Source organism: Paenibacillus hebaui (assembly GCF_051934385.1).
GTDB lineage: Bacteria > Bacillota > Bacilli > Paenibacillales > Paenibacillaceae > Paenibacillus.
In genome coordinates this window covers 5,306,259-5,330,470 of record NZ_CP196836.1, presented here as the reverse complement: position 1 = coordinate 5,330,470, position 24,212 = coordinate 5,306,259, and the positions used below count along the sequence as shown (strand labels likewise).

Sequence of the window (24,212 nt, the reverse complement as noted above, 5' to 3'; positions counted from 1 at the left end):
TTATGCTTATTATACGATAAGCTTTTGCTTGAGCCTACCGTAGCAACGAAAGGTTTGAGCAGCGACAAGTGCAGCATGCGGAAGTGATGAACGTAGCTGTTTGAGTGTGGTGGATTTTCTTCCAAAAGTTAACAAATTGTTATCTGTCACATCATTTTGTTATATGTAAGCGCTATCTCAACGAATATAATTCAATTAAACGAAAGGAGGAATGAAATGAAGACATTAAAAAAATGGGGTCCAACCCTGCTGGCAACGATGCTGCTTATGACCGTGATCCCGTTCCAGCAGCCCGCTTATGCGCAAGAAAAGGGGGCCGAGCAGACGATTGCCTCAGAAGCAACTACCGTTTCAAAACAGGAGGTACGTGATTTGAATGCCAACTTTGAGGACGGCACGCTTCAGGGCTGGATTCCTCGGATTGGGAACGAAAAGTTGACCGTATCGCAACAGGAAGCACACGAAGGAAAATACAGTATGCTGGTAGCCAACCGTGAGCGCTCATACCAAGGAGCTATGCTGCCAATGAAGGATGTGCTAAAGCCCAATCATACGTATGAAATTTCGGTGTATGTAAAACTTGCAGAAAAACCTGCCGCGGATCAAACAATCCAGCTCACGGCATATAAGAAGAATGGGGCAGAGAGCTGGAACATGCTGGACAAGGTCACGATAGCGAAAGGCGACTGGCAGAAATGGCACAAAATCTCGGGCGATTTCCAGTATAGCGATAATCCCACGGATTTGAATTTGTTTATTGAGACGCCTTATATTTCCGAGGATACGGTAGATACATTGTCGTTCTACGTGGATGATGTGACCGTTGCCGAAGCGGGAGAACTGATGATTGAGGAAGATATTCCGTCCCTGGAAGAGCTGTATGAGGGTGACTTTCCCATTGGAGCAGCCGCATATCGCTGGCAGTTGGAAGGTGCTTATGGACAACTGTTATCCAAACATTTCAATAGCCTAACGGCAACGTATGAGATGAAACCGAAATTCATGTCTCCTTCCAAGGGAGTGTATGAGTTTGAAGCAGCGGACCAATACGTTCAATTTGCAGAAAAACATGGTATGGGAGTACGGGGACATGCCTTGTTGTGGCATATTGATGCAGCAGAGTGGATGTTCAAGGATGATCAGGGCAATCCTGCGAGCAGGGAACTGCTGCTGAGCCGGATTCAGAACTACGTCGAAACGGTCATGACCCGGTATAAAGGCAAAATCTATGCCTGGGACGTAGTCAATGAGGCGATTGCGGATAGCAACGGGGATGCCAACGGATTGCGCAAAAGCCCGTTTTATGAGCTGATTGGCCCGGATTACATTGAGAAAACCTATGAATTTGCACGGGCTGCCGACCCGGATGCCAAATTGTATTACAACGAATACTTTACAGAAATTCCTGAAAAAAGAGAGCATATGTATCAGTTGGTCAAACGGTTGAAGGAAAAAGGTCTGATCGACGGTGTGGGCCTGCAATCCCACTATAACCTAGAATCTCCGCCAATCGAAGAGATTGAAAAAACAATTAATCTGTTCGCCGATCTCGGCCTGGATATCCAGATTACCGAGCTGGATGTAGATAGTGGCATTCCTTTTGGCGATGATATGTCTGAAGAAGTTGCGGTAAAGCAGGCTTATCGCTTTAAGGAATTGTTGGATCTGTACCAGAAACATAGCGATGTGATCTCTTCGGTGACCTTGTGGGGATTACAGGATGAGAAGTCATATAACAATCAGGCAATGTTATTTGATTCCGCTCTGAAAGCCAAACCGGCCTATTGGGGACTTGTTGACGAATCAAACTTGCCTATATTGACCCAAAGGGCAGTGACATTGTCTGGAACACCAGTTACAAAAGCATCCAAACAAGATTCCGTTTGGAGCAAGGCCGTGTCCACATCACTAAAAGGCAGTGCTTCAGGTTCGGCTGCGTTCCGTACGCTGTGGGACAAGAAACATCTCTACATTTTGGTCGATGTTCAGGATACGACCAACAGTTCGAACGACAAGGTGGATCTGTTTGTTGATCTGAACAATGGCAAGACACCTGTCTATGAAGCAGATGATCGACATATCACGATAAGTCGTTCGGGTAAAACAACAGAGGCTAAGCGTCATTCATATCGCATACGTGAGGCAAATGGTGGATACCAGGTTGAAGTTTCCATTCCATGGGCCGGTGTTCCTGGTGCTCTTGCGCGGGAAGTGGGCTTGGATATCCGGGTAACAGATGGAGCCGCAAGTGGTACAGATCAGAATCATATTCTGTATTGGAATGATCGCACGCAATCCCAGGAACAGGATACCAGCAAATATGGCGTAGTTCAGCTTGCCAATATGCCCAAATCCGCCACAGCAATAAAAGGTACAGTAACAATTGATGGGAAGAAGGATGTCCCGTGGAACAAGGCTGCACCATTCAAGGTTAACCTGTTGGATCAGACTAAGGGAGCAACAGCGGAGGCTCGTGCGATGTGGTCTGGTGAAGATCTGTATCTTCTGGTCGATGTGACTGATCCGAACATTATAACGGATAGCATCGATCCCTGGGATCAGGATTCAATCGAGATTTTCCTGGACGAAAATCATCAGCGCACCCCTTATTTTCAGTATGATGATGCCCAATTCCGTATCAGTGCGGACAATGTGACTACTTTTGCAGGCAGTGCTTCTCCGGGACGTCTCAAAAGTGCTGTGAAGAAAACAGCTAAAGGGTATCAGGTGGAGGCTAAGATCAAGTTACAATCCCTCAAGCCAAATTCAGGGAGTGTGATCGGATTCGATCTTCAAATTAATGATAACCAGGGTGAGGGCAATAAAAGCGCAGCGAAGTGGAATGACACCACCAATGAAAGCTGGCGGAATACTTCACAATATGGAATATTAACATTCTCCGGGGCAAAATGCTCTGGTAGCAAGCCGGGTTGCAATAGTAGCGGAGGTAAAGCTGGCAAGGATCAAAACCATGGATAGCTTGTAATTGATTGGCTTGTATCAGTAGGTTCAACCGATATTAACTAACAATTAACATGCGTGTGCTCCCCTTAATCAACTGTAAACATGTATACTGAATATACGAGGATACACCTATTTGATTCGTATCTTTGAGACAGAAGAGAAGGGGAGCGCACGAATGAATGATGCAAGCACAACAACACGCAGTGGGGCCACAGTGAAGCGTCCGGGTCTCCGGCGTTCCAACCGCAAGAAGAATTTTAAGCGTACGCTGGTACTTGACTTAATGTTGCTGCCGGCAGTGATCCTGACGCTGATATTTGCTTACATACCGATGGGCGGGCTGGTCATAGCTTTCCAAGATTACAAGCCTTGGCTCGGATTTGCCAAATCTTCCTGGGTTGGCCTTGAGCATTTTGAATACCTGTTCAGTATGCCAGAGAATGTACAAGTGATCTGGAACACGTTGATCATTGCAGGCATGAAGCTAATCGGTGGTCTGATTGCACCACTGATGTTCGCCCTGCTGCTGAACGAGGTAAGAAAAGAAACATTCAAAAAAACAATACAGACTTTTGTGTATTTGCCACATTTCCTCTCCTGGGTTATCCTTGGCGGAATATTGCTGGACATGCTGGCAACAAAGGGGATGATCAACCAGTTTCTCGGCGCAGTATTCGGCCTTGAGCCGATCTTTTTCCTCGGAGAGGGCACCTGGTTCAGAACCGTCGTTGTGGTAAGTGATATCTGGAAAGAGTTTGGTTTCGGCGCTATCATCTTTCTCGCTTCCTTGGCAGGCATTAATCCAGCGCTTTATGAAGCTGCTGAAGTGGATGGAGCCAATCGCTGGCAACAAACGTGGTCGATTACGATTCCTTCCCTTATTCCCATCATGATTGTTGTGGGAACGCTATCACTGGGCAATATTTTGAACGGAGGATTTGACCAAATCTTCAACCTGTATAATCCGCTGGTATATGACAAGGGTGATATTATTGATACATTTGTCTATCGGGTCGGTCTGGTGGATGGCAAGTTTGGCTTCTCAGCCGCAATAGGCCTGTTCAAGTCGGTTGTCGGATTCGTGATGATCGTAGCCGCTTACAGGGCAGCTTACAAGTTTGCCAATTATCGGATTTTCTAGAAAGGAAGATATGACAATATGTATCATAAAACAAAACCCTACAAAGTATTTACAGTGTTTAATTATACATTTCTGATTGTGTTGTCCCTGCTCTGTCTCATCCCGTTAATTCACATTCTTGCAGTATCCTTTAGTGGGAAGGCAGCAGCGAATGCTAACCTGGTTGGATTGTTTCCGGTCGAGTTTACTATGGATGCCTATGCCAAGACATTGGTAAACGAAAACTTTATTCGCTCCCTGTGGGTCGCGGTACAGCGAACGGTGCTGGGAACACTGGTGAGCATGATCGTTGTGATTCTGGCGGCGTATCCGTTATCCCGGGAAAACCGGAATTTCAAACGCCGTAATGTCTATACATGGTTCTTCGTATTCACAATGCTATTCAATGGTGGATTGATCCCGTTCTACATTCTCATTCAGAAGCTGCATCTCATGAACACGATGTGGGTGCTGATTCTGCCAGGAGCTGTGTCCGTCTGGAACATGATTCTCCTGCTGAATTTCTTCCGTAATGTGCCAAGAGAACTGGAAGAGGCTGCTTTTATTGATGGTGCCGGATATTTCCGAACGTTGATCAGTGTGTATTTGCCTGTGTCGATGCCAGCCATTGCCACATTATCTCTATTCTCGATGGTAGGGCACTGGAACGCCTGGTTCGATGGATTAATATTCATGACGGATCATGAGAAATATCCACTGGCTACTTTCTTGCAGACGATCATTGTGCAGCAGGATTTCAGTAAAGTATCCGTACGTCCCGAGGATTTAGAAAATATTTCGCAACGGACGGTGAAAGCTGCCCAAATCTTCATCGGAATGGCACCCATTCTAATCGTTTATCCATTGCTTCAACGCTTCTTCGTTAAAGGTATTGTGCTTGGGGCTGTTAAGGAATAACATATGATTTTGTACCCTGAGGGGAGGGATGTCTGAACAGGCTAGGGACTTGGAATCAGGCATGACATCAAGGGATACATTAATACGTTTATGGGGGAGACAAATATGTTCAAAACATGGAAAAAACCGCTTAGCGTTTTGCTGGCTGCAACGATGTTGTCAGGTGTATTGGCAGCATGTAGCAGCGAATCCGCATCAGAGAAAGAAGGCGGAAGTGGGGATGGCTTTTACTCAGCCAAGTTCGAGAATGGGAAGTACACTGAACCCGTCACGATCTCAACCGTTTTCCCGGTCAGTAGCAACCTAAAATTCAAGAATGGCGAAAATATCGAAGACAACGTGCATACGAAATGGGCCAAGGAAACCCTTGGTATTGACATTAAATATCTGTGGACAGTCAGCGAGCAAAATAATGCATACCAGACCAAGCTTCGGCTGATGTTAACGTCCGGTCAGGAAATGCCGGATGTTATCTCTTTCCGTGGTGATCCCACACTGATCAGTGATCTGATTGAATCCGGTCAATTCGTGGATGCGGGCGAACTGTTCGACAAGTACGCTTCGGACACATACAAACAAGCGATGGCGGAAGATCCGAACGTATGGAATCCGTACATCCGTGACGGTAAACGAATGGCGATTCCGATTCTGGAAAACGCAAACAATAATGATCCCGTGATGTACATTCGGGAGGACTGGCTCAAAAAGCTCAACTTAAAAGCGCCAACAACTCTGGCTGAATTAGAAACGGTGATGGATGCATTTGTGAACCAAGACCCTGATGGAAATGGTGCCAAAGACACGATCGGATTGTCGGTAGGGTTCAAGAACAATCTGAATACGTGGATGTCTGATTCCGGCTGGATCTTCGGTATGTTTGGCGCAATGCCGAACCAGTGGAACAAATCAGCAGATGGCCAGTTGGCCTACGGTTCCATTCAACCGGAAATGAAGCAAGGACTGGCTAAAATGCAGGAGTGGATGAGCAAGGGGTACATCGATAAAGAGTCTGGGCTTTATGATGAGTCCAAGGCAGCGGAAGCGTTCACCGCAGGTAAATCAGGAATTATTGTGGGACCATACTGGATGACAGGTTGGCCGCTGAACGATCTGAAAGCCAATGTGAAAGACTCAGAATACAAGGCCTATCCTTTGCCAGCAGGTCCGGATGGGAAAATGGGCCGTCACGGGACGGCAATCAGTACAGGCGCGGTGTTAATCAACAAAGACATGAAGAACAAGGATGCCTTCTTCGTGTACCAGAACTATCTGTTTGATAATTGGGCCAACCCTAAGGAAGGCGGGCCGTTTGAAAAAGGTTTTGCAGAAGGATATGACTATGCGATCGGACCGAAGGGTGAAATCTACAGAGGAACGGAAGAAGATAAAATTCCTGGAGGATGGGTTGATGCCATCCGTTACACGCTTACATTTGATGGAGCGATCATTCCGTCGCTGCGTTTGAACACACTTGCCCGGTTGGCGAATGGAGAAAAGCCGGCGACCTTGTACGAAGAGGTTTTGGCTGATTCCATTCCTGAACAGATTCATGCGGCGAAAATTGTTATTGATCAAAAAGACATCACAATGCCTCAAATGTTCACAGGTGTTCCAACGAAAACTCAGATTTCGAGAGGCGACATGCTGACCAAGTTGGAAAAAGAAGTATTGAACAAAATCATTTATGGTAAATCACCAGTCGATGATTTTGACAAATTCGTGGAGCAGTACATGGCTTCCGGTGGCAAGGAAGTCACGGAAGAAGTGAATGCGTGGTACTCTTCATTAAAGTAAAGCTGAGCCAGCGATAAACTGGAATCTGGTTTACGAGTCAATATGCAATGTGCAACATGCCAAAATCATAAAAACCGCACTTGATGTACTATGGCCAGATCAGCCAGGGTACAACAAGTGCGGTTTTATATTTCCCTTTTACACAAGAACGGAGAGGACAGAAAAAACCTGAAAAAGCGAAGCTAAAAGCTTTCTTTCAGAAAGCTGCATCGGAAGCATATGCTTCGCCCTTATCCCCGGATTTCTCCTTAGGAAAAGGAAATCAATAAAATCTGGGGATAACAGCGATTGGAAGGTTGTTCTGTCATCGTAGTGTCATTTCTTCTCCCGATAGTCTTGGGGGGTCATGCCGAATTTTTCACGGAACACTTTGATGAAATACTGGGAATTGGAGTATCCCAGCTTGTCGGAAATTTCATAGATTTTATCCTGTGAATGGTTGAGCAGGTACAGGGCAAGGTCCATTTTGACGCTAAGAATATACTCGCTCAGACTCATTCCCTGCACCTGCTTGAACAATTTCGAGACATAGACCGGGTGCAATGACACATGATCAGCAATGGATTGCAGACTGAGCGAATTCAGATTGCCCGAGATAAACATCTGAATTTTATGGATGACACCATGTTGCTCATCGAAGGATTGTCCTTCTATTTTGGACCGAAGCCGATCCAGGGTATTCGCTGCCCATTCCATCATTTGGGAAACCGAACGAAACGGGATACGGGGAAGCCATTCATTTCCGACCAGGTCGGACAGAAGGCTATTGTTCTTATGGGCGATGTAATGAAAGGCGGATAATAGTACACTTCGAATCTCATCCAGATGTTCTTCTGTTTGCTCGGGCAACGTAATGTATGCGGCCTCAATATGGTGCAGACGCTCTTTGAACGCATCCCATTGACCTGTCTCCAGCAAATGATTGAATGCCGGTGGTTCGTACAGGATATGCAAAGAGTGAACAGATCCCGTACGAGGCTGATCTGTGAGTGACAGGAAATATCCCGTTCCATTGCCAACCTGTTTTTTCAATGCTGATATGGCCTGCTCGTACATATCACGAATATCCTGATGAAGCTTGCCCGTCTGCCCGAGAATGACCGAAATGCCGCCCTTGAGGTATTCATTGACATTGTGATGCAGTTGCAGAGAGAGACGGGTGAGCTCCTGATCCAGCATCCTTGAAGGATCTCCAGTAACTGTCACGATGGGATCACTTTGACTTGCCGTGTCGTTTCGATCAGGTTTCAACAGAAAGACCAGGTAGTCATAATGATCGCGACAGTGCCAGGTATGAAAAGAGGTATTGAATAACTCGCATGCAATATTGGTCACAGCATATTCGAACAATTGCAGACTATTTGTGGTATGCCTTGTGAAGTGCTCTTCCAGCCGGACCAAAACGAGATAAACATCATCTCCATTGCTGAAAGGAAGATGATAATCTTCAAGCTTGTTGTTCAGCACTTCTTCGGAATAACGGTTGCCCTCAATTAACTGGTTCAGCAGCTTGTCCTTAAGTGAGGGCAAATGCTGCCGAAACGTGTGCATGGCATGTTCATAGGATGAGGTTTTCCGGATTTGTTCCTCGATGTGTTGAACGGTTTTATCGAGACATGTTCCCAATTTTTCAACATCAAGCGGTTTCAACAAATATTCAACGACACCATGTTTGGTCGCTTCTTTGGCATATTCGAACTCTGCATAACCGGTAAGTAAAATGCAAGGCATATTTGGTTTGGCCGCCTTAATCTGTCGAATCAGCTCCAGTCCGTTCATAACAGGCATAGAAATATCGGTAATGACAATGTCTATCGCCTGTTCATCCAGAATGGATAATGCCTGCATACCGGAGTATGCCTTGTGAATGTGCTCAATTCGATACTGACTCCATGGAAATGCGATCTCCAGATCGTCGATAACATAGGATTCATCATCAACCAGTAGTACTTGATGCATCTGTGATAGCCTCCTTCTGAATGATAATGATGTACATCGTACCCTGGGATGCACTGGAATGAATGGATAGACCAGAACACTTGCCATACGTGAGTTGCAGTCTCTGATGTACATTTCGAACCCCGGTTCCAATCTGTTCCTCAGGCTGGGTGAATTCATCCATATGTCTGCGAATTAGCTCCAGGCGCTCTGCGGACATGCCTACACCGTTGTCAGCAACGGAGATCCGTATGGCTGCATCATCCTCTTCTGCACGAATCGTAATCTGGCCCGAATTCATGGAAGGTTCAATGCCATGTTTGACCCCGTTTTCAACCAGTGGCTGCAAAATCATACGCGGGACACGGATGGAGCGCAGATTGTCGGGTACGTTGATATTAAAGGTAATGAATTTTTTTCGCATATGTATGATTGATAAATAGTGGTTCACAAAATTGAGCTCTTCATCCAGTGTAGAATTCATATCTTCAATTCGATGAATGTAACGGCAGTAGGATGCCAGTTCCAACGTCATGGCTGTAACCGATTCATAATCCCGGATACTTGATTTGCTCTGAATATAATTCAGACAGTTATATAGAAAATGTGGATTGATCTGGGCCTGGTACTGCTTCAATCTGGCTTCCTTCACGGAAATTTCACCGAGCAGAACCTGCTCAATTAACGTCTGAGTATTCTCGGCCATTCGGTTGAACGAATGAGCCAGCAGTCGGAATTCGAGCGTCTGTATGTCTCCAACACGACTGGAGAAGTCCCCGCGGTCAAACCGTTGGATTGCTTTACGCAGTCGAATAATGGGTTGTTGCACCTGATTGCGCAGTGCCAGACTGTATACCAGCGAGATTACAAACAGGGCAATGAGCGCGAGTACAAACAAAGTATTGTTGCGTGAGATCGAATGGGTAAGCTGGCTGGTTGGATGATAGTCGATAAAATATAAATCCAGAATACTTACTTTCATATAACTGATGAAATAATCTCTTCCCTGAAAAGAGATATCAAAGTAACCGCTTGCATCCTGAATCTGTGGAGTGACCAATGAATCGGCTGCTGCTAGGTGAAGAGAGCGTGCTCCACGAATCGCCTTGTGATAGTAGGAATCATACAACATGGGTGTACCAGAGGTATATTCTGTCATCATTTTCTGCAGGACAGTTAGTGAAATCCGAATTTCAATATACAAGGGACCACGCTGTTCTTTGGTTAGGTGTGAATAATACCCCGTACCATCCGGATTCATATGTAATGTCCATTGATTTAAGGGATCTTCAGGCATGGCGAAGGGACTGAATGAGAAGCCCGGATCGGAAGATACGGTATCCTTTTGTTCGGGATAATAGAGAATAATCGTATTGTTCCAGGATGTTGAGGCACTGTTGAGCGCCAATTTGTCGATGAGCTCCAGTTTGGCTTTGTATTTGGCAAAATCATCTCCGTATTCAAGCACATACGTGTATCCCCTAACCGATTGGTCCTCCGATAATGTGAGCGAGTTCATTAATACTTGCTCAAACTGATTGGACAGCTGAGATGACATGAATCGGACTTCCCCCAGTTTGTTCTTCTGCAATTCGCGCTGAATATCCTTTACATTTAACTGATAGATCCACCAGAAGATAAGCACAATCAAAATAAACATGAGAATCAGACTTAATGCCAACTTTTGAAAAATAGACAGACGATTCGGTATGTACTTCCTGCCATTCATGTTGCATCCCCCGATAAGTAGAATCAATCTATAGATCATTGAATTACTCACTCCATTTTACAATACTTTGGGATATAGGAGTGAGTAGTTTATATAGATTTGGGATGTTTTCCAAACGAGATGTGCTGTGGGAACGTGGATTATCCATATTCGTTGTAACACCAAAAAAGCTGCCGAGATTATTCTCGGGCAGCTTAACTGAAGGTAACGTTCAATGAGAGAACTTTTTTACGTTTTTACGGAATCAGATCAATCGCATCCTGTGGCACAAATGCTTCTACGCCATTGTAGACAATGACACCATTCAAGGCTGTCTTTTTACCATTAACAAGCGCGATATTTTTGTAGATTTGCAGTTCGAGCTTGGTGTTCCCTTTTGTGACGAGGATCTTCGGATTTTTGGCATCGGTCAGATTCAGCTTATACGTAGCTCCTTTGGCTGTAAATGCCTTTTTGGCAGGTACAAACAATTGTTTGTTCACGCTGTCGAGATCCAGGTTTAATACGCGTGCCATATATTTGGCAACGTCCGTATTATCGATAACGCCGAACGGTCTATCGTTATTCGGAGCATACGTATACAGCACAACATCTCCACCCGTGTGACCGCCAGTCGTCCAGCCGATGCCTGCACGTTTGCTGATCATCGGACCGATTGCGTAGTTAAGGCTGCCTGGTTCGGCCGCTTTAATTGTAGCAATCTCCTCGGAAGTCAGGTCAGAAATGCCATAGTATTGTTTCATGACTGCTTTGATGTTAGTGCGTTTGGCGTTCAGTTTGGCTTCCACACCTTCACCTGTCAGCTTGGCTTTTTTTAGAGGTCCGATAAATGTGGACAACGGCTCTTTATCATACGTGCCTGTTGTCGAGGTGTTACCGATGGTGAGTCCACCGTTCTGGTGGTCTGTTACCGCTACGACAGCAGTCTGTCCATCTGCTTTGGCAAAATCCATGGCTGCTTTTACAGCATCATCAAAGGCCAGCACATCGCTGATAATGCCGATTGGATCGTTGGCATGTGCTGCCCAGTCAACCTTACTGCCTTCAACCATGAGGAAGAAACCGTCTTTGTCCTTGGAGAGTACATCAATGGCTTTGGAGGTCATTTCGGCAAGGCTTGGTTGCTTTGCAGGATCACGGTCCATATTGTAAGCCATGCCTGTCGGGGCAAACATACCCCACAGCTTGTCAGATGTGGAAGCTTTCATCGCTGCCGGGGTTTTTACGTAATCATAACCCAATCCTTTGATGGAGGAGACCAGATTCTCTCCGTCTTTGCGTCCCGCTGGCTCAAGGTATTTGCTGCCACCACCAAGCACAACATCCATACCATTGTAGACTTGCTGTTTGCTGAGTGCATCGTAGTTTTTGCGGTCAGGATAGTGGGCAGAGAAGTCAGCTGGCGTGGCGTGCATAATCTCGGATGTAGCTACAATGCCGGTTGCTTTGCCAGCAAGTTTGGAAGCTTCCAGCACGGAAGCGATCGGTTTTTTGGCGTCCCCGGGAGCGATCGCCTTTTGTCCAGGCATGGTTGCCTTGTCTGGCAGTACACCCACATAACCTGTATGTGATTTGTGACCTGTAGCAAAGGCTGTTCCGGCAGGCGCCGAGTCCGCAATCGGCGCATCCGCGGAGTGAGTACGAACCATGCCACTTGCCATGGAGTCCAGCGTTAGGGATGATCCTTTGTACCAACGGGCCAGAGCGGTAGCATCGTTAGCCATGCCGTCCGGAATCAGGATAATGACATTTTTAATCGGTGAAGCAGATGTAGTCGAGGCGTTATCTTCCACAGCCCAAGCTGCACCGCCACCTCCGAGCGTAGCTGTAACAATCGTTGTCACCGCCAGCATCATTTTCGCTGTACGGGTATTAAATCGGTTTAACATGAACATCCTCCTAATTAATATGTATAGTCTGGTATTCAAGGCTAAGTGTAAACAACGAATGATAAGCGAGCGTATACACTGCATTAACTAAATGTAAATTTTACGATTAGTCGTGGTTTATTTATGAAGGAATGGTCAAGAGCCATCCGACTGTGGAATAAGATTCCGGTGAAGGGTATGGATGTACGCCATGTAGTGATGCTGCCGGGACAAATGCTTCAATTGTATTGCATTTCGGTAGGGCTTGGGATGGTCATACTGAAAGATGATTTTAGAAAAAAATTGCGAACGCTTTCATTATGTGCTAACATCTTCATAACAACAGGATTGTAACCGAATTTAGGGCAATACCTGTTTTAGTCCATTCGTTTAATCATTGATCATCAAACTATTGATTGCGTTTACATTTTAATAGGGAATGAGCCTCATCTATTCTCAGGGTTGTTACTGATTGCAGGCAAAACCTGAATTGAGGGCAGTAGACCACGCTAAAGCGATGTCTGTTTGCCTTCGGTTCAGGTTTTTTTTATATAAAGAAATGCCTGATGGCATAACCGCACGACTCGCCGTAGCAGATATTTCAAGCAGAAAGGAGAGAAGCAGATCACTTTTCCAATATAGAGAAATAGATTTATCCAGACATTGGAATACTGATTCAAAGGTACTCATCTCCAATGAAATTATCCCGTTACACACTATTTGACAGCGAGGAGATTTATGACATGAAAACCATTAAACGTTCGATTGCCGTAGCAACTATTCTGGGGTTATGTGTATCCGGTCTACCAGCATATGCAGCAGGTAACACAGTATCCTCATCTTCAGCAGCGTTGGACAAGTTGATCCAATCCGAGCTTATTCGCGGCAGCGGTCAAGGCGTTATTGCGGCTTATCTGAACCAAAAAGCGACACGTATCCAGGCAGCAGTACTTTACTTGCGTTTGTCCGGGCTGGAGAAAGAAGCACTCGGCTATGAAGGAACAGAAACGTACGATGATGCGGCTCAGGCAGGCAAAGTGCTGCAACCAGTCGTTGGGTACTTGAAGCAGCATCCGTATGTGGCTGAGATTGTAGCAGGAAGTGAGCGCTTTGAACCTAACGCAGCACTTACAGCGGAAGGGTATGCCGCAATGCTGCTGAAGGTGCTCGGATATGAAGCGGGTACAGATTACCAGCAAGGAGAAGCTTTGACCTATGCGGCCGGTAAAGGTATCAAGGCGCTTCAAGGCAAGGGAGCGAGTGAGCTTACCAACCGCCTGATGGCAGAGGCAACTGCACAGGCATTACAGATCCAGCTTAAAAATGGCAGCGGAACCCTGGAACAGAGCTGGTCGAAACATAAAGAAGCTGGTGCGTTCAAACCTCAAACGCTGCAGCAGACCAAATATGGCGCGATTGATGGCAAAACCTATGAACAATATGGCACACTCGGCTGGCTGGGTGTTCCTTATGCAGCACCTCCGGTAGGCGAACTGCGCTGGAAAGCCCCACAGGAACCGGAGGCATGGACAGGAACCAGATCAGCCAAGGAATTTGCAGCAAGCAGTTTGCAGATCTCCGGTAAGAATACAGCAGGCAGCGAGGATTCGCTGTACCTCAATATCTGGCGTCCAGACACAACCAGTTCGAAGCTTCCGGTTATGGTGTTCCTGCACGGCGGCGGGAATATGACCGGATCAGGCAAGGATTTTCAAGGTGAGCAGCTTGCGCGCAGTACCAACAGCATCATCATTTCAGTGAATTACCGATTGGGAGCACTCGGATTCTTCGAGAACGCTGCATTGAAAACAGGCAATAGTCTGGATGATTCGGGTAACTACGGTCTGCTTGACGCGTTCCGTGCTTTAGAATGGGTTCAGGATAACATCGAAGGTTTTGGTGGAGATACAGGTAACGTTACGCTCGCCGGACAATCTGCTGGTGCACGTGATGTGCTGGCAACCCTGATCTCTCCACTGAGCAAAGGGCTGTATCAAAAAGCAGTCGCTTTCAGCGGAGGATTGACGACAGCATCACCGGAAGAAGGCGAGCAAAAATCCGAGGATGTACTCGTGAAGCTGCTCGTGCAAGAGGGGAAAGCAGCTAATGAGGAAGAAGCCAAAGCTTGGATTGGCAAGCAATCTCCGGCACAGCTGGAAAGCTATCTGCGTGCACTGCCTGCGGACAAGCTGGTCACAGCGTTTGGCGCAACGGCAATCCGGATGGAACCATTCCCGCATCTGTTCCGGGATGGCACAGTAATTCCAAAAGAAGGCTTTGACGCCATCGACAGCGGGAATTATACGAAGGTTCCTGTATTGCTGGGTAGCCTGGAAACTGAATTCTCCGGCTTTGCCTTCGGCGACCCGAACTTCGCTCCTTCCATTGATGATGGAACGCTGTTTACCGATCAGACCAAGGCTGATCAATATGCTGCAGCTCTGAAATACGGTAGTGAGGCTTATGCAGGCTTTAATGCAGAGCGTGTAGCTGAACGGTTGACAAGTGAAGCAGGACAACCTCCTGTATATGCCTATCGTTTCGCATGGGGCACACAGCCAGGTGTCATCTCTGAACGTTTGCTAACGTTGCTGGGCGCACCACATGGAGCGGATATGGACTTCTATACAGGGCACGAGGACGGAATTGCAGCCTACTTCCCTGAGGGCTACTTTAGCGATACGAACAAACCAGGGCGTGAGCAGTTGTCTGCCGCGATGTCAGCATACCTGAAGCAGTTCCTGTATACAGGAAATCCGGGTACTGGCGGATCGTCTGAGCTGGCAGCATGGACACCTTGGACGAAAGATGCACAAGCCCCAATCATGCGTCTGGATGCAAGCAATACAACGGCAGAGATTGGCATGTCCACGCAATATAATCAAGGCAAAGAAGCCGTTATGGCGAAGATGAAAAAAGAATTGCCTGAAGAAACGTACAAACTGTTGACGGAAAAAGTGTTCGCAGGTCGTTTCTTCTGGGAATAATGAAATTCAGAGTGATTTAACATAAAATGATGATGAAGAGGACAGGAGATTGCATTCTCATGTCCTCTTTTGCTGTGGTTTATTGTTATTGTGTTAGATAGACTCTTGACTTTCCCCTGCACGGGAAGCTGTATACTCGGATTATGTTATGGATTGGAGATGATGTTTTGTTCAAAATCAGTGCGTTTTCCAGATTAAGTAAGGTTTCCTTAAAAACACTGCGTTATTATGACCAGATCGGCATACTCAAGCCGAGAAAGGTAGATCACGATACAGGTTATCGGTACTATGCCGCAGATCAGCTTCTTGAGCTTAACCGAATTTTAATGTATAAGGAATTGGGTTTTACATTGCCCCAAATCACACAGCTGCTCCAAGAAGATATTACGCTCGAGAATATTCAAGGCATGTTTAAGCTGAAAAGAAGTGAAATCCAGCAGATTATTGATACGGAACGAGCCAAACTCGTCAGGATTGAGGAACGTATGCATCTTATCGAAAAAGAGGGACAATTCGAAACGGGCCAAGAGATTCGAGTCAAAGCAGAAGCTGCTCAAACATTTCTGTTTCAAAAAGCCATCGGAAGAGAAGACGACATTCCAGCGTTATTCCGTCAATTGGATCTGTTATTAACAACGGAAATTCGCCAGCTTATCCAAGGACCTCAGGTTGTTTTGTGGAAAGATATTGAAGGAAAAGAGGATGAGTTTGAGTTCGAAGTCGGGTACTTTTTAACCTGTGAGCTGCAAGCATCTCCAGAGTCATTTCAGCTGCGGACTCTTCCTCCTGAACCGATGATGGCCACCATGGCTTTTCATTCGAGTTCCAAGTTTGATGGTGCCGCCTGTGTTCATTTAGCGAAATGGATTGAGAAAAATAACTATCAGATCAAGGAAAACGAATTGGGCAGGGAACTCTATTTACCGTTATCTCCAGAACAAGATGCACAATTCATCGAAATACAAATTCCAATACAAAATAGATAATTGAAAAAGGTGGAGTAGAGTAAAATGAAAAATAAAGGAATCATCTACGTCCTGGCACTGGCCGTTTTTCTGATCGGGACCATTGAATATATTATTACAGGAGTCATTGAAATAATCGCTGTGGACCTCGGAGTATCGACTTCCGAAGCTGGATTACTGGTGACGGTGTTTGCTCTTGCAGCGGCCATTGTTGCGCCTATTTTGATTACACTCACGATCAATACGGATCGTAAGAAGCTGCTGATGACCACTCTTAGTGTGTTTATTGCCAGCAACGGACTTATGTTTGCAGATCTTACTTATGAAACGGTAATGTGGATAAGAATTATTCAAGGGGCCAGCGGAGGAATCGCTACCGTTGTAGCCATGGCCGTAGCAACAAGACTTGTTGAGAAAGAAAAAAGAGGCAATGCCATCGGTATCATTTTAATGGGGCTTAGTAGTTCGCTAGTGCTTGGTGTTCCTCTGGGTACATTTTTTAGTGAGATGTTTGGATGGAGAGTTCTGTTTGTTTTAGTCGGTGCATTAAGTGTGCTTCCATTACTTATTATCTATAAAAAGATTCCGGCAATCAAAGAAGAAGAACAGATTACACTCAGAATGCAGTTTTCTATTCTCAAAAATCCAACTATTCTGATGGCTTTAGTTATTACGTTATTTTATGTTGGAGGCTACGCTACACTGTTCACTTATATTACGCCGTTTTTGCAGGCGACATCCTCTCTTTCCATGACGGAAATAAGCGGAGTTCTATTTCTGGCGGGGGTTTGCAGCTTTGTTGGTTCAAAATTGGGCGGACAATTGGCAGATGCAAAGGGATCGAAATTTACCATTTTTCTAGGGCTCTTGTTACAAGGGGCGACCCTGCTGTTATTCGCTCTAGCGGGAGTCAATCTCGTGGTATTGATTTTGATATTGATGATTTTTATGTTAGCAACGTGGAGTATTTCCCCGGCCCAGCAACTATATCTGGTTACTCTGGCGCCTCGAAATCCGGACATTGCCCTTAGCGTAAATACGTCGTTTATCCAATTTGGTTTTGCACTGGGATCTGGATTGGGTGGGTTTGTTATCAGCCAGACCTCTGTCCTGTATTTGAATTGGGTGGGTTTTGCCGCTGTAAGCGTAGCTTTCCTTGTTGCCATTGTCCTATTTAAAAAGGTGAGCAGCAGGTAAGGAATTGCTTGGCAAGCAGCAGGAAGGAACAAGGAGAGAAACATAAATTATGAGTGGGCCTGTAAGTATTGCGGGGATTACAGGTGTATCTTGTGGACCGTCAAAGAATATTTGAGAGGACAGGGGCTCGGCACCCCTTCCTACTCAAATTCAGTGTGAAACCGTTCATTTCAGTCTTTGCATGCCGAGGACACTTGATTTATTTTTTAGCAAAAAAACTAAGCGTTCCGGTGCTTTCATCTGCACTCACAAACAGGCTGCGTCCGTTGACCCGATGAATTCCCTCCGGTGACTCCCCTGCAGTAGGGAGCAGACCCAGGTAGTTAGGATTGACCGGATCAGCAAGATCAAAGAACAAAATGGCATCTGCCCGTTCCGAAGCTACCGCCGCATACGTTGTGCCTTCGACCGTAGCAACGGTCAGATTCTCCACTTCACTGCCTTTGTTGGGACTGCGATCATCCGGGTACAAGCCAACCATGGCAGTTGCTTTGTCAATGAGATTCTGGCTATCATACATTCGCTCGCCTTGCAGATCCCAGACAGCGATATTGCGTCCGCCTGCTTTTACACCATCCTTAAATTCATTTTTGCCTAAATCACCTTCATTAGCTGTCAGCAGGTATTTGCCATCTGCGGAGAAAGCAATACCATCCGGTTCATAACGAGCAGTCAATGTTTCGTTAAACTGCACGACACCGTCCTCTTTCAGATCCGCTGGATGAGATGTGGTACCCAGAGCGAAAATCGAGCTGATCTTTTTTGTCTCCAGATCAACGATGGCCACGACGTTGTTTTCTTGTAACGTGATGGCTGCTGTCTTGCTATCAGGACTAATGGCGACATACTCCGGCTGTGGATCATGCGGATAGATGGCCCCCTCTACATTGTCCAGTGATACCGGCAAGTTGGTGATCTCGCCCTCCAGTACGTTCCCGCCAGCAAAAGATACAATCATGATACTGCCTGGTCGTTTGGCATTGGCGTAATCAATTTCATCGGCAGCTTGATTGAGTTCTTCATCCTCTATCGCGATAACCGCGTGCATACCGTCAGGTGACAACGCAATGGAATCAGGTCCAATACCAAGCTCATACGTTTTGACGGTTTTGTAGGTAGTCAGATCCACAATGGCAAGTAATCCTTTGTTCGCATCTTTATCCGCATCGCCTGTACGAATAACAGCAAGTCCATATTTGCCATCTTTGGACACGGTTACGCTCGTAACCTCAGCATGGGCGGAGAGATCACGGAAGCTGACGGTCTTCAACACGTTAATCTTACTCAGGTCAGCAATATCCAACACGGAAATACTGCCATTGTCCGCTTCAGTTACGAGCAGGCGTTGTCCATCCGGGGTGGAGGCTGATATTTCTGCTTTGCCGCCGGGCATTTGAAAGGAAGCCGTCCGTTCAAAGCCGATTTTATTTTGTTCGAGGATCACCTGATCTTGGATGAGTTGAAGCGTTTGGGAAGATACATACGTTGCCCCTTTAGTGATGTAGCTTTTGCTGTCCAGAGAAGTTTTTACACCGTTTATGGTGGCTGAGGACGTCCCTATGGGAAGCTGAACCTTCGTGCCGCCAACCTCAATATCGACAATGCGATTGCTACCGTCCCATGTGATAGTACCTTGCATATTTTGGATGGCTGTACGCAGTACGACATGATCATTGACAGGTTCAGTTGCGCCAGCGGCATTAATCATTGATGTGTAGCTGGTTGCTCCTGCAGTTAGCACGGCAGTCATCGACAGAACGGCAAGCCATGGATTTCTCTTTTTCAATGTTCCAGATCCCCTTTATCGTTTCGTGTGTGATGGTATGTACAATTGTTTTAGTATAAGAAAGAAACGTTAAGAAACGGTAAAAAAGCAAGACGAGTTATGTAAAAGTACAGTGCTTTTATCCATTGTGTGAATAACAGTTTTCAATGATGGGTTTAATTTTGTGCGAATGGAAAGTTAGCTTGACATGCGAGGGGCATCTTGATACATTTGTGGAAAGTTAACTTTCCATCATGGAGGAAACCGCTATTGAAAAACAGACTGGAAGAATTACGGAAGAAAAAAGGAATCAGGCAGGAAGAACTTGCGGACAGTTTAGAGGTGTCCAGACAGACCATTGGATCATTGGAAAACGGCCGTTACAATCCCTCTATTATTCTTGCTTTCAAAATTGCTCGTTATTTTGGAATGAGTATCGAAGAAATTTTCATTTACGAGGAGGAGTAAGACGATGAGATCAAGCAACAAGTGGGTATATTTACTACTGGCATTGACGGGTCTGGTAACGATGTGTATTGGTGGATTTGTTCTGAAAGGTGAAGCCTTCAATGGAGTCTCAGGTTTGTTGATTGGTGCAGGTTCAGTTCTTCTGGTTCTGGGGTTGGGATATACGGTGCAGGCGCTCTGGTTGAACAAGTCTTCCCATCAGGCAATGTATGCGGAGAGACTGAGACAAAAGAAGATTGATGTTCATGATGAACGCAGCATTCGATTGAAGGAAAAAGCAGGCTGGAAGACAAACATAATTATTTTTTATATTCTGATGGCTATGACAGTTGTATTTAGTCTGATCGGTGTAGAACCGATTGTTGTGACTGTACTGGCAAGTGTTTTCATTTTCCAAATTGGACTGGGCATCTTTTTGGTTAAATACTACGCGAAAAGAATGTAAAGTTGCCCCCTGGGACGATCACGCTAACCTGACGTTAGGCGTGGACATTCCTAGAGGATCAATGAATAGAGGGAAACGAGCCTGTCACGGGACTAGCCGAAAAGAAGAAATTGCTGTAGAATTAATTGAGAATCATTATCAATTAAAGGAATTTAGGCTTTCTTTACTGATGAGTCTGATCAAGTGATAGACGAGGTGAACACCCATGCGCACGGATGATGCATTAGGCGTAGTATATCAGCATTACCTGACCCAGGAACCGTACAGTCAGCAAGATGAACACACGTATCTGCTCTCTCCCAAGGCGGGCAGCGGCAATATCAAAAGAGTGACAACTTACAGTGGCATTGAGATTTTATATTCCCAGGTTGAATATCATCAGCCTTATCCTACGTATTTTGCGTCCGAGACGCCCATTGTGGAATTGCAATTTGCCTTGTCAGGAGAGCGACATGTGGATATATCCGGTCAGGATTACTCTTTATCGATTGGACAGGGTGCCCTCATTTTCATGCATGATTTCGAAGCGTGGTTTCATCCTCCGGCGAGGGAGCCGTATACTTCTTTTTCACTGGGGATTCCGGTTTCCCTGTTCAATTATGCGGCTGCACAACTGGGCGGTTGCAAGTCCATTGCGTTTAATCAGGTATTGGGACAAAAGGTGTTTAAGCCCATTGTATTTCAACTGGATCACCGAATACGAACGATGATTGACAGTCTAATTGTGGAATTAAACAACAGTTATCGATCATCCTTAATGATGGAAGCGACAGCCTTGGAGATATTGAATCGATTCATGATCCAACTGTTTGAACTGGCGCCAACCCCCGCGGGATTCTCCAGAGAAGACATCCGGAAGTTACATGCGGCACGGGAGATCATGGAGGCTTGCATGGTAGATCCTCCATCCTTGCTGGCATTGTCCAGACAGGTGGGGCTTAACGATTTCAAATTGAAAAAGGGATTTAAGGCGCTTTTCGGAAGCACGGTCTTCGAATATTTACGTCAGGTTCGTCTCGACAACGCCATGAAGTTGCTGCGTAATCAGGATAACAATGTCACCGAGGCAGCGATCGCGGTCGGTTACAGCAATGTCAGTGCCTTTTCGCAGCAATTTTATCGCAAATTCGGCGTGAAGCCCTCTGAAATAAAAAATAGTTATTATATAAAATGAATTGAAACATTTACACGAGAACGAAGAGTGCAGAACCAGTCTGGAGAAGCGGAGCGTTCGCCTTTATCATCGGATTTCACCCTTAGAGAGGGGAATCACAGAAATCCGGTGATAACAGCGATCGGAAGATGGTACTGCAATCGTAGTGGTTTAGTGTAAAGTTTATGGGTTCATCTTAGATAATAAAATGAATAATCCGCCTTGCCGTGAATTGTTCCGTATGGAGGCGGTCAGGATTCTTTCAGCCTTGTATACTCCAGGTACAGTGGTACTGTACTGAAATATAGAGGAGTGTACGAGCATGAACAGAATCAGAGGAAGTATTTTTTTTAGCGTATTTGCAGCCATGTTGGGTCTGATGCTTATTGCACCCATTATGCCGCCGCTTATTCGCGAGTTGGGAATGAAAGAAAGTCATTCCGGTCTTATTATTTCGCTCGGGTCCGTTATGATGGCTGTCATGGCTCCGGTATGGGGCAGATGGAGTGATCTGAAGGGCAGAAAACCAATCATATTGATTGGTTTTATAGGTATGTCTGTTAGCTGTGCATTATTTGCACTGGCATTGTATGGGGGATTGAATGCTTGGATCGGAGGGGGCGTGTTGCTTACCCTTCTGATTGTGACGCGCAGTCTGATCGGCATGTTCATTCCGGCGGTGCTGTCTTCTGCCCAAGCCTATATGGGCGATGTGACAGAAGGGGAAGAACGGGGAAGCGGGATGGCGATTATCAGTGCTGCCAATGGACTTGGTCTTGTATTTGGTCCAGCCATTGCAGGAGCTTTTACCATCATCGGTCTGCTGTGGCCGCTTTATTTTGGCATTTTTATTGCCATAACTGCTTTTATTATCGCCTTGTTGCTAATTCCTGCAGCGAAACCGGTCATTCATGCAAGGCCACCGAAAGTAAACCCGTTCCAACGCGGTTTACGAATGTACCTTGCTGCCGGCTTGGTCACGATGATGGGGATCATGACCTTACAGGTTGTCGGGGGATTTTATTTTCAGGATCAACTGGCTCTATCCCCAGCGGCGACTGCCAGAATGGTTTCATTTGGACTCATGTTCTCTGGAGCGGCCATGCTGATCATGCAAGTCATTCAGATGAAGTGGCTGAAATGGCAGCCGCATCCGATGATTTTGCTCGGGTCCCTTTTTCTGATAGCAAGCATGATCTTGTTTCTGGTGTCCAATCAGTTGTCCATGTATTACTTCTCGTTCTTCCTGTTCGGCATCGGTTCGGGTCTCATGATGCCAGGGTTCATGGCAGGTGCTTCGCTGTCGGTCAGCAAAGAGCAGCAGGGAGGTGCGGCAGGGCTGGTAGCCGCAATTCAGGGGATATCCGCCGTTATTACCCCTATACTTACAACGACACTTTACCAGGTGGACAAACATATACCGTTCATGCTCGTAGCTGTTCTGGTGGTCTTGCTGGCAATCATGATGCTGGGGATGAAGAAAAATCAATCCAATGCTGTAGTAGATTCCATTCATTCGTTATAGTCAGACAAAGTCAGAAAGTCAAAAAAGGTCAAAATAAAAGAAAAAAGGATCTATTTTAAAATATTGAACCATGATGGGAGAAAATCGTTTTTTTTCGCCCTTTACGGGCTTTGAGCCTTCTCGGCACCGGTATTATAATAATCAATGTAAGCAACAACAATAAACCAACCACACAAAAGGAGATGATTTTCATGTTTGATCTGATTCCGTTTCGTAAACGAAATGAAGACCCGTTCGGACACATGTTGAAATCCTTCAATGACATGGTTGAGACTTCATTCCTCTCACCTTTTGGAAGTGGCTCCCAGCCATTTCGAACCGACATCCGTGAGGAAAAAGACAAATATTGGGTAGAAGCCGAACTTCCGGGCATCGCCAAAGAGGATATAGACATTCAGGTCGAGGGTAGTGAATTGATCATTCATGCCAAACGCAATGAAGATTATGAGGAGAAGGATGACTCCAATAGAGTCATTCGGCGTGAACGCCGTTCAGGCGAATTTATCCGAAGTTTTTATGTGGATCATATTGATGAAGAGAATATTAAGGCCAGATTGGAAGATGGTGTATTGAAGCTCGAGATTCCAAAACGTCCTGGAGATGATCATAGTCGCAGACGCATTCTGATTGACTAATAAATGACTAATATATGCAGAAAAGAAATAGCTTCTCTACATGGCAAAAAGCATGCAGGAGACATCGGTTAAGATGTTTTCTGCATGTTTTTTTGTGAGGGATTTTTACTTTAAGTTGTTATCTGTCTGATTGCACAAGCTGTACGGCATAATCCATTTTGGTCCGGTTTATTTCTCTGCTGCTGCCTGCATTAGTGTATAGATCTTACGTGTGGTATTCACGTTTCTAACCGTCATATTGGCATAGACCTTGGACCCTACGAGTTTGTTCATGCCACTTTTGCTCGCTTCTTCTCTGCTGACCGAATATAAAATGGCTCCGGGAACATATAGCAGTGTGCCGATTTCCGGTTTGATTGGTAGCTTGTCCAGAACGGAGGGGTCATTGATCTCATCCCAGAGGAACATGACATCACTTTTGGTCGTGTCATCATTGGTCCATTCCACTGGCAGCGCCTGAATAACGGCTTGAATTTCATCCATATTACGCACCATCACCCTGATTTGTAAGCCGAAATCGGTAGCTATGGCCTGTTCAAGCACATGGGATATCTCCGCATTGGCATGAGCACGTTCCTGATGATCAGCAAAAATGATATTGCCAGAGTTGATATAGGTCACGACATCGATCATGCCTGCTTGTTCGAACGTTTCTTTCAGTTGCTTCATATTGATTTTATTGTTCCCGCCTACATTAATGCCCCGCAGCAATGCTACATAAATCATGATGATGCCCCTCCT

General features: G+C 45.8%; 17 protein-coding genes. 12 read left to right on the top strand and 5 right to left on the bottom strand.

Annotated elements, in window-relative coordinates; all coding sequences use genetic code 11:
• Positions 1-216 precede the first annotated feature (216 nt).
• The 4 genes from ACR32F_RS24125 to ACR32F_RS24110 all read left to right on the top strand — a co-directional run bounded on the left by ACR32F_RS24125 (position 217) and on the right by ACR32F_RS24110 (position 6,796).
• Positions 217-2,979: an endo-1,4-beta-xylanase gene (locus tag ACR32F_RS24125; RefSeq protein ID WP_440111507.1), complete on the top strand. Its 2,763-nt coding sequence runs from the start codon at positions 217-219 to the stop codon at positions 2,977-2,979.
• Between the two features lie 268 nt (positions 2,980-3,247).
• Positions 3,248-4,105 (top strand): ABC transporter permease, encoded by an 858-nt coding sequence (locus tag ACR32F_RS24120; RefSeq protein WP_440120002.1) that lies wholly within the window; start codon positions 3,248-3,250, stop codon positions 4,103-4,105.
• An 18-nt stretch (positions 4,106-4,123) separates the two neighbouring features.
• A complete protein-coding gene (locus tag ACR32F_RS24115; RefSeq protein ID WP_440111505.1) occupies positions 4,124-5,002 on the top strand; it encodes a carbohydrate ABC transporter permease in 879 nt (292 codons plus the stop codon).
• A 105-nt stretch (positions 5,003-5,107) separates the two neighbouring features.
• Positions 5,108-6,796, top strand: coding sequence for an extracellular solute-binding protein (locus tag ACR32F_RS24110; protein WP_440111503.1), 1,689 nt, complete (start codon positions 5,108-5,110; stop codon positions 6,794-6,796).
• A 315-nt stretch (positions 6,797-7,111) separates the two neighbouring features.
• On the opposite strand, the gene ACR32F_RS24105 is transcribed toward ACR32F_RS24110, so the two are convergent.
• The 3 genes from ACR32F_RS24105 to ACR32F_RS24095 all read right to left on the bottom strand — a co-directional run bounded on the left by ACR32F_RS24105 (position 7,112) and on the right by ACR32F_RS24095 (position 12,319).
• Positions 7,112-8,755, bottom strand: coding sequence for a response regulator transcription factor (locus ACR32F_RS24105; RefSeq protein ID WP_440111501.1), 1,644 nt, complete (start codon positions 8,753-8,755; stop codon positions 7,112-7,114).
• Positions 8,733-10,463: a sensor histidine kinase gene (locus tag ACR32F_RS24100; RefSeq protein WP_440111499.1), complete on the bottom strand. Its 1,731-nt coding sequence runs from the start codon at positions 10,461-10,463 to the stop codon at positions 8,733-8,735. Before ACR32F_RS24100 ends, ACR32F_RS24105 begins: the two co-directional genes overlap by 23 nt.
• 236 nt (positions 10,464-10,699) lie before the next feature.
• Positions 10,700-12,319, bottom strand: coding sequence for an alkaline phosphatase (locus tag ACR32F_RS24095; protein ID WP_440120001.1), 1,620 nt, complete (start codon positions 12,317-12,319; stop codon positions 10,700-10,702).
• A 755-nt stretch (positions 12,320-13,074) separates the two neighbouring features.
• Here ACR32F_RS24095 and ACR32F_RS24090 point away from each other — a divergent pair.
• The 3 genes from ACR32F_RS24090 (at position 13,075) to ACR32F_RS24080 (ending at position 17,480) form a co-directional block, all read left to right on the top strand.
• Positions 13,075-15,318, top strand: coding sequence for a carboxylesterase/lipase family protein (locus ACR32F_RS24090; RefSeq protein ID WP_440111497.1), 2,244 nt, complete (start codon positions 13,075-13,077; stop codon positions 15,316-15,318).
• Between the two features lie 167 nt (positions 15,319-15,485).
• Positions 15,486-16,304 carry a MerR family transcriptional regulator gene (locus ACR32F_RS24085; protein WP_440111495.1) on the top strand — a complete coding sequence of 273 codons (819 nt, stop codon included), beginning with the start codon at positions 15,486-15,488 and terminating at the stop codon, positions 16,302-16,304.
• 24 nt (positions 16,305-16,328) lie between these two features.
• Positions 16,329-17,480, top strand: coding sequence for an MFS transporter (locus ACR32F_RS24080; RefSeq protein WP_440111493.1), 1,152 nt, complete (start codon positions 16,329-16,331; stop codon positions 17,478-17,480).
• A 199-nt stretch (positions 17,481-17,679) separates the two neighbouring features.
• Here ACR32F_RS24080 and ACR32F_RS24075 read toward each other — a convergent pair whose 3' ends face one another.
• Complete coding sequence (locus ACR32F_RS24075) at positions 17,680-19,266, bottom strand: choice-of-anchor I domain-containing protein (RefSeq protein WP_440111491.1); 1,587 nt, start codon at positions 19,264-19,266, stop codon at positions 17,680-17,682.
• A gap of 249 nt (positions 19,267-19,515) precedes the next feature.
• On the opposite strand from ACR32F_RS24075, the gene ACR32F_RS24070 reads away from it, so the two are divergent.
• From ACR32F_RS24070 to ACR32F_RS24050, 5 genes are all read left to right on the top strand, one after another.
• On the top strand, positions 19,516-19,713 hold the full coding sequence (locus tag ACR32F_RS24070) for a helix-turn-helix transcriptional regulator (protein WP_440111490.1): 198 nt from the start codon (positions 19,516-19,518) through the stop codon (positions 19,711-19,713).
• 4 nt (positions 19,714-19,717) lie between these two features.
• A complete protein-coding gene (locus ACR32F_RS24065) occupies positions 19,718-20,158 on the top strand; it encodes a hypothetical protein (RefSeq protein WP_440111488.1) in 441 nt (146 codons plus the stop codon).
• A 205-nt stretch (positions 20,159-20,363) separates the two neighbouring features.
• On the top strand, positions 20,364-21,332 hold the full coding sequence (locus ACR32F_RS24060) for a helix-turn-helix transcriptional regulator (RefSeq protein ID WP_440111486.1): 969 nt from the start codon (positions 20,364-20,366) through the stop codon (positions 21,330-21,332).
• Between the two features lie 301 nt (positions 21,333-21,633).
• Positions 21,634-22,836 carry an MFS transporter gene (locus ACR32F_RS24055; protein ID WP_440111484.1) on the top strand — a complete coding sequence of 401 codons (1,203 nt, stop codon included), beginning with the start codon at positions 21,634-21,636 and terminating at the stop codon, positions 22,834-22,836.
• A 191-nt stretch (positions 22,837-23,027) separates the two neighbouring features.
• Positions 23,028-23,471, top strand: coding sequence for an Hsp20/alpha crystallin family protein (locus ACR32F_RS24050; RefSeq protein ID WP_440111482.1), 444 nt, complete (start codon positions 23,028-23,030; stop codon positions 23,469-23,471).
• A gap of 168 nt (positions 23,472-23,639) precedes the next feature.
• On the opposite strand, the gene ACR32F_RS24045 is transcribed toward ACR32F_RS24050, so the two are convergent.
• Complete coding sequence (locus tag ACR32F_RS24045) at positions 23,640-24,197, bottom strand: DUF1697 domain-containing protein (protein WP_440111480.1); 558 nt, start codon at positions 24,195-24,197, stop codon at positions 23,640-23,642.
• Between the last annotated feature and the right edge of the window lie 15 nt (positions 24,198-24,212).

Coding starts and splice junctions, on each gene's coding strand:
- ACR32F_RS24100 (WP_440111499.1), bottom strand. CDS start 10,463: ATGAATGGCAGGAAGTACATACCGAATCGTCTGTCTATTTTTCAAAAG.
- ACR32F_RS24045 (WP_440111480.1), bottom strand. CDS start 24,197: ATGATTTATGTAGCATTGCTGCGGGGCATTAATGTAGGCGGGAACAAT.
- ACR32F_RS24065 (WP_440111488.1), top strand. CDS start 19,718: ATGAGATCAAGCAACAAGTGGGTATATTTACTACTGGCATTGACGGGT.
- ACR32F_RS24110 (WP_440111503.1), top strand. CDS start 5,108: ATGTTCAAAACATGGAAAAAACCGCTTAGCGTTTTGCTGGCTGCAACG.
- ACR32F_RS24115 (WP_440111505.1), top strand. CDS start 4,124: ATGTATCATAAAACAAAACCCTACAAAGTATTTACAGTGTTTAATTAT.
- ACR32F_RS24090 (WP_440111497.1), top strand. CDS start 13,075: ATGAAAACCATTAAACGTTCGATTGCCGTAGCAACTATTCTGGGGTTA.
- ACR32F_RS24080 (WP_440111493.1), top strand. CDS start 16,329: ATGAAAAATAAAGGAATCATCTACGTCCTGGCACTGGCCGTTTTTCTG.
- ACR32F_RS24105 (WP_440111501.1), bottom strand. CDS start 8,755: ATGCATCAAGTACTACTGGTTGATGATGAATCCTATGTTATCGACGAT.
- ACR32F_RS24095 (WP_440120001.1), bottom strand. CDS start 12,319: ATGATGCTGGCGGTGACAACGATTGTTACAGCTACGCTCGGAGGTGGC.
- ACR32F_RS24120 (WP_440120002.1), top strand. CDS start 3,248: ATGTTGCTGCCGGCAGTGATCCTGACGCTGATATTTGCTTACATACCG.
- ACR32F_RS24125 (WP_440111507.1), top strand. CDS start 217: ATGAAGACATTAAAAAAATGGGGTCCAACCCTGCTGGCAACGATGCTG.
- ACR32F_RS24055 (WP_440111484.1), top strand. CDS start 21,634: ATGAACAGAATCAGAGGAAGTATTTTTTTTAGCGTATTTGCAGCCATG.
- ACR32F_RS24060 (WP_440111486.1), top strand. CDS start 20,364: ATGCGCACGGATGATGCATTAGGCGTAGTATATCAGCATTACCTGACC.
- ACR32F_RS24050 (WP_440111482.1), top strand. CDS start 23,028: ATGTTTGATCTGATTCCGTTTCGTAAACGAAATGAAGACCCGTTCGGA.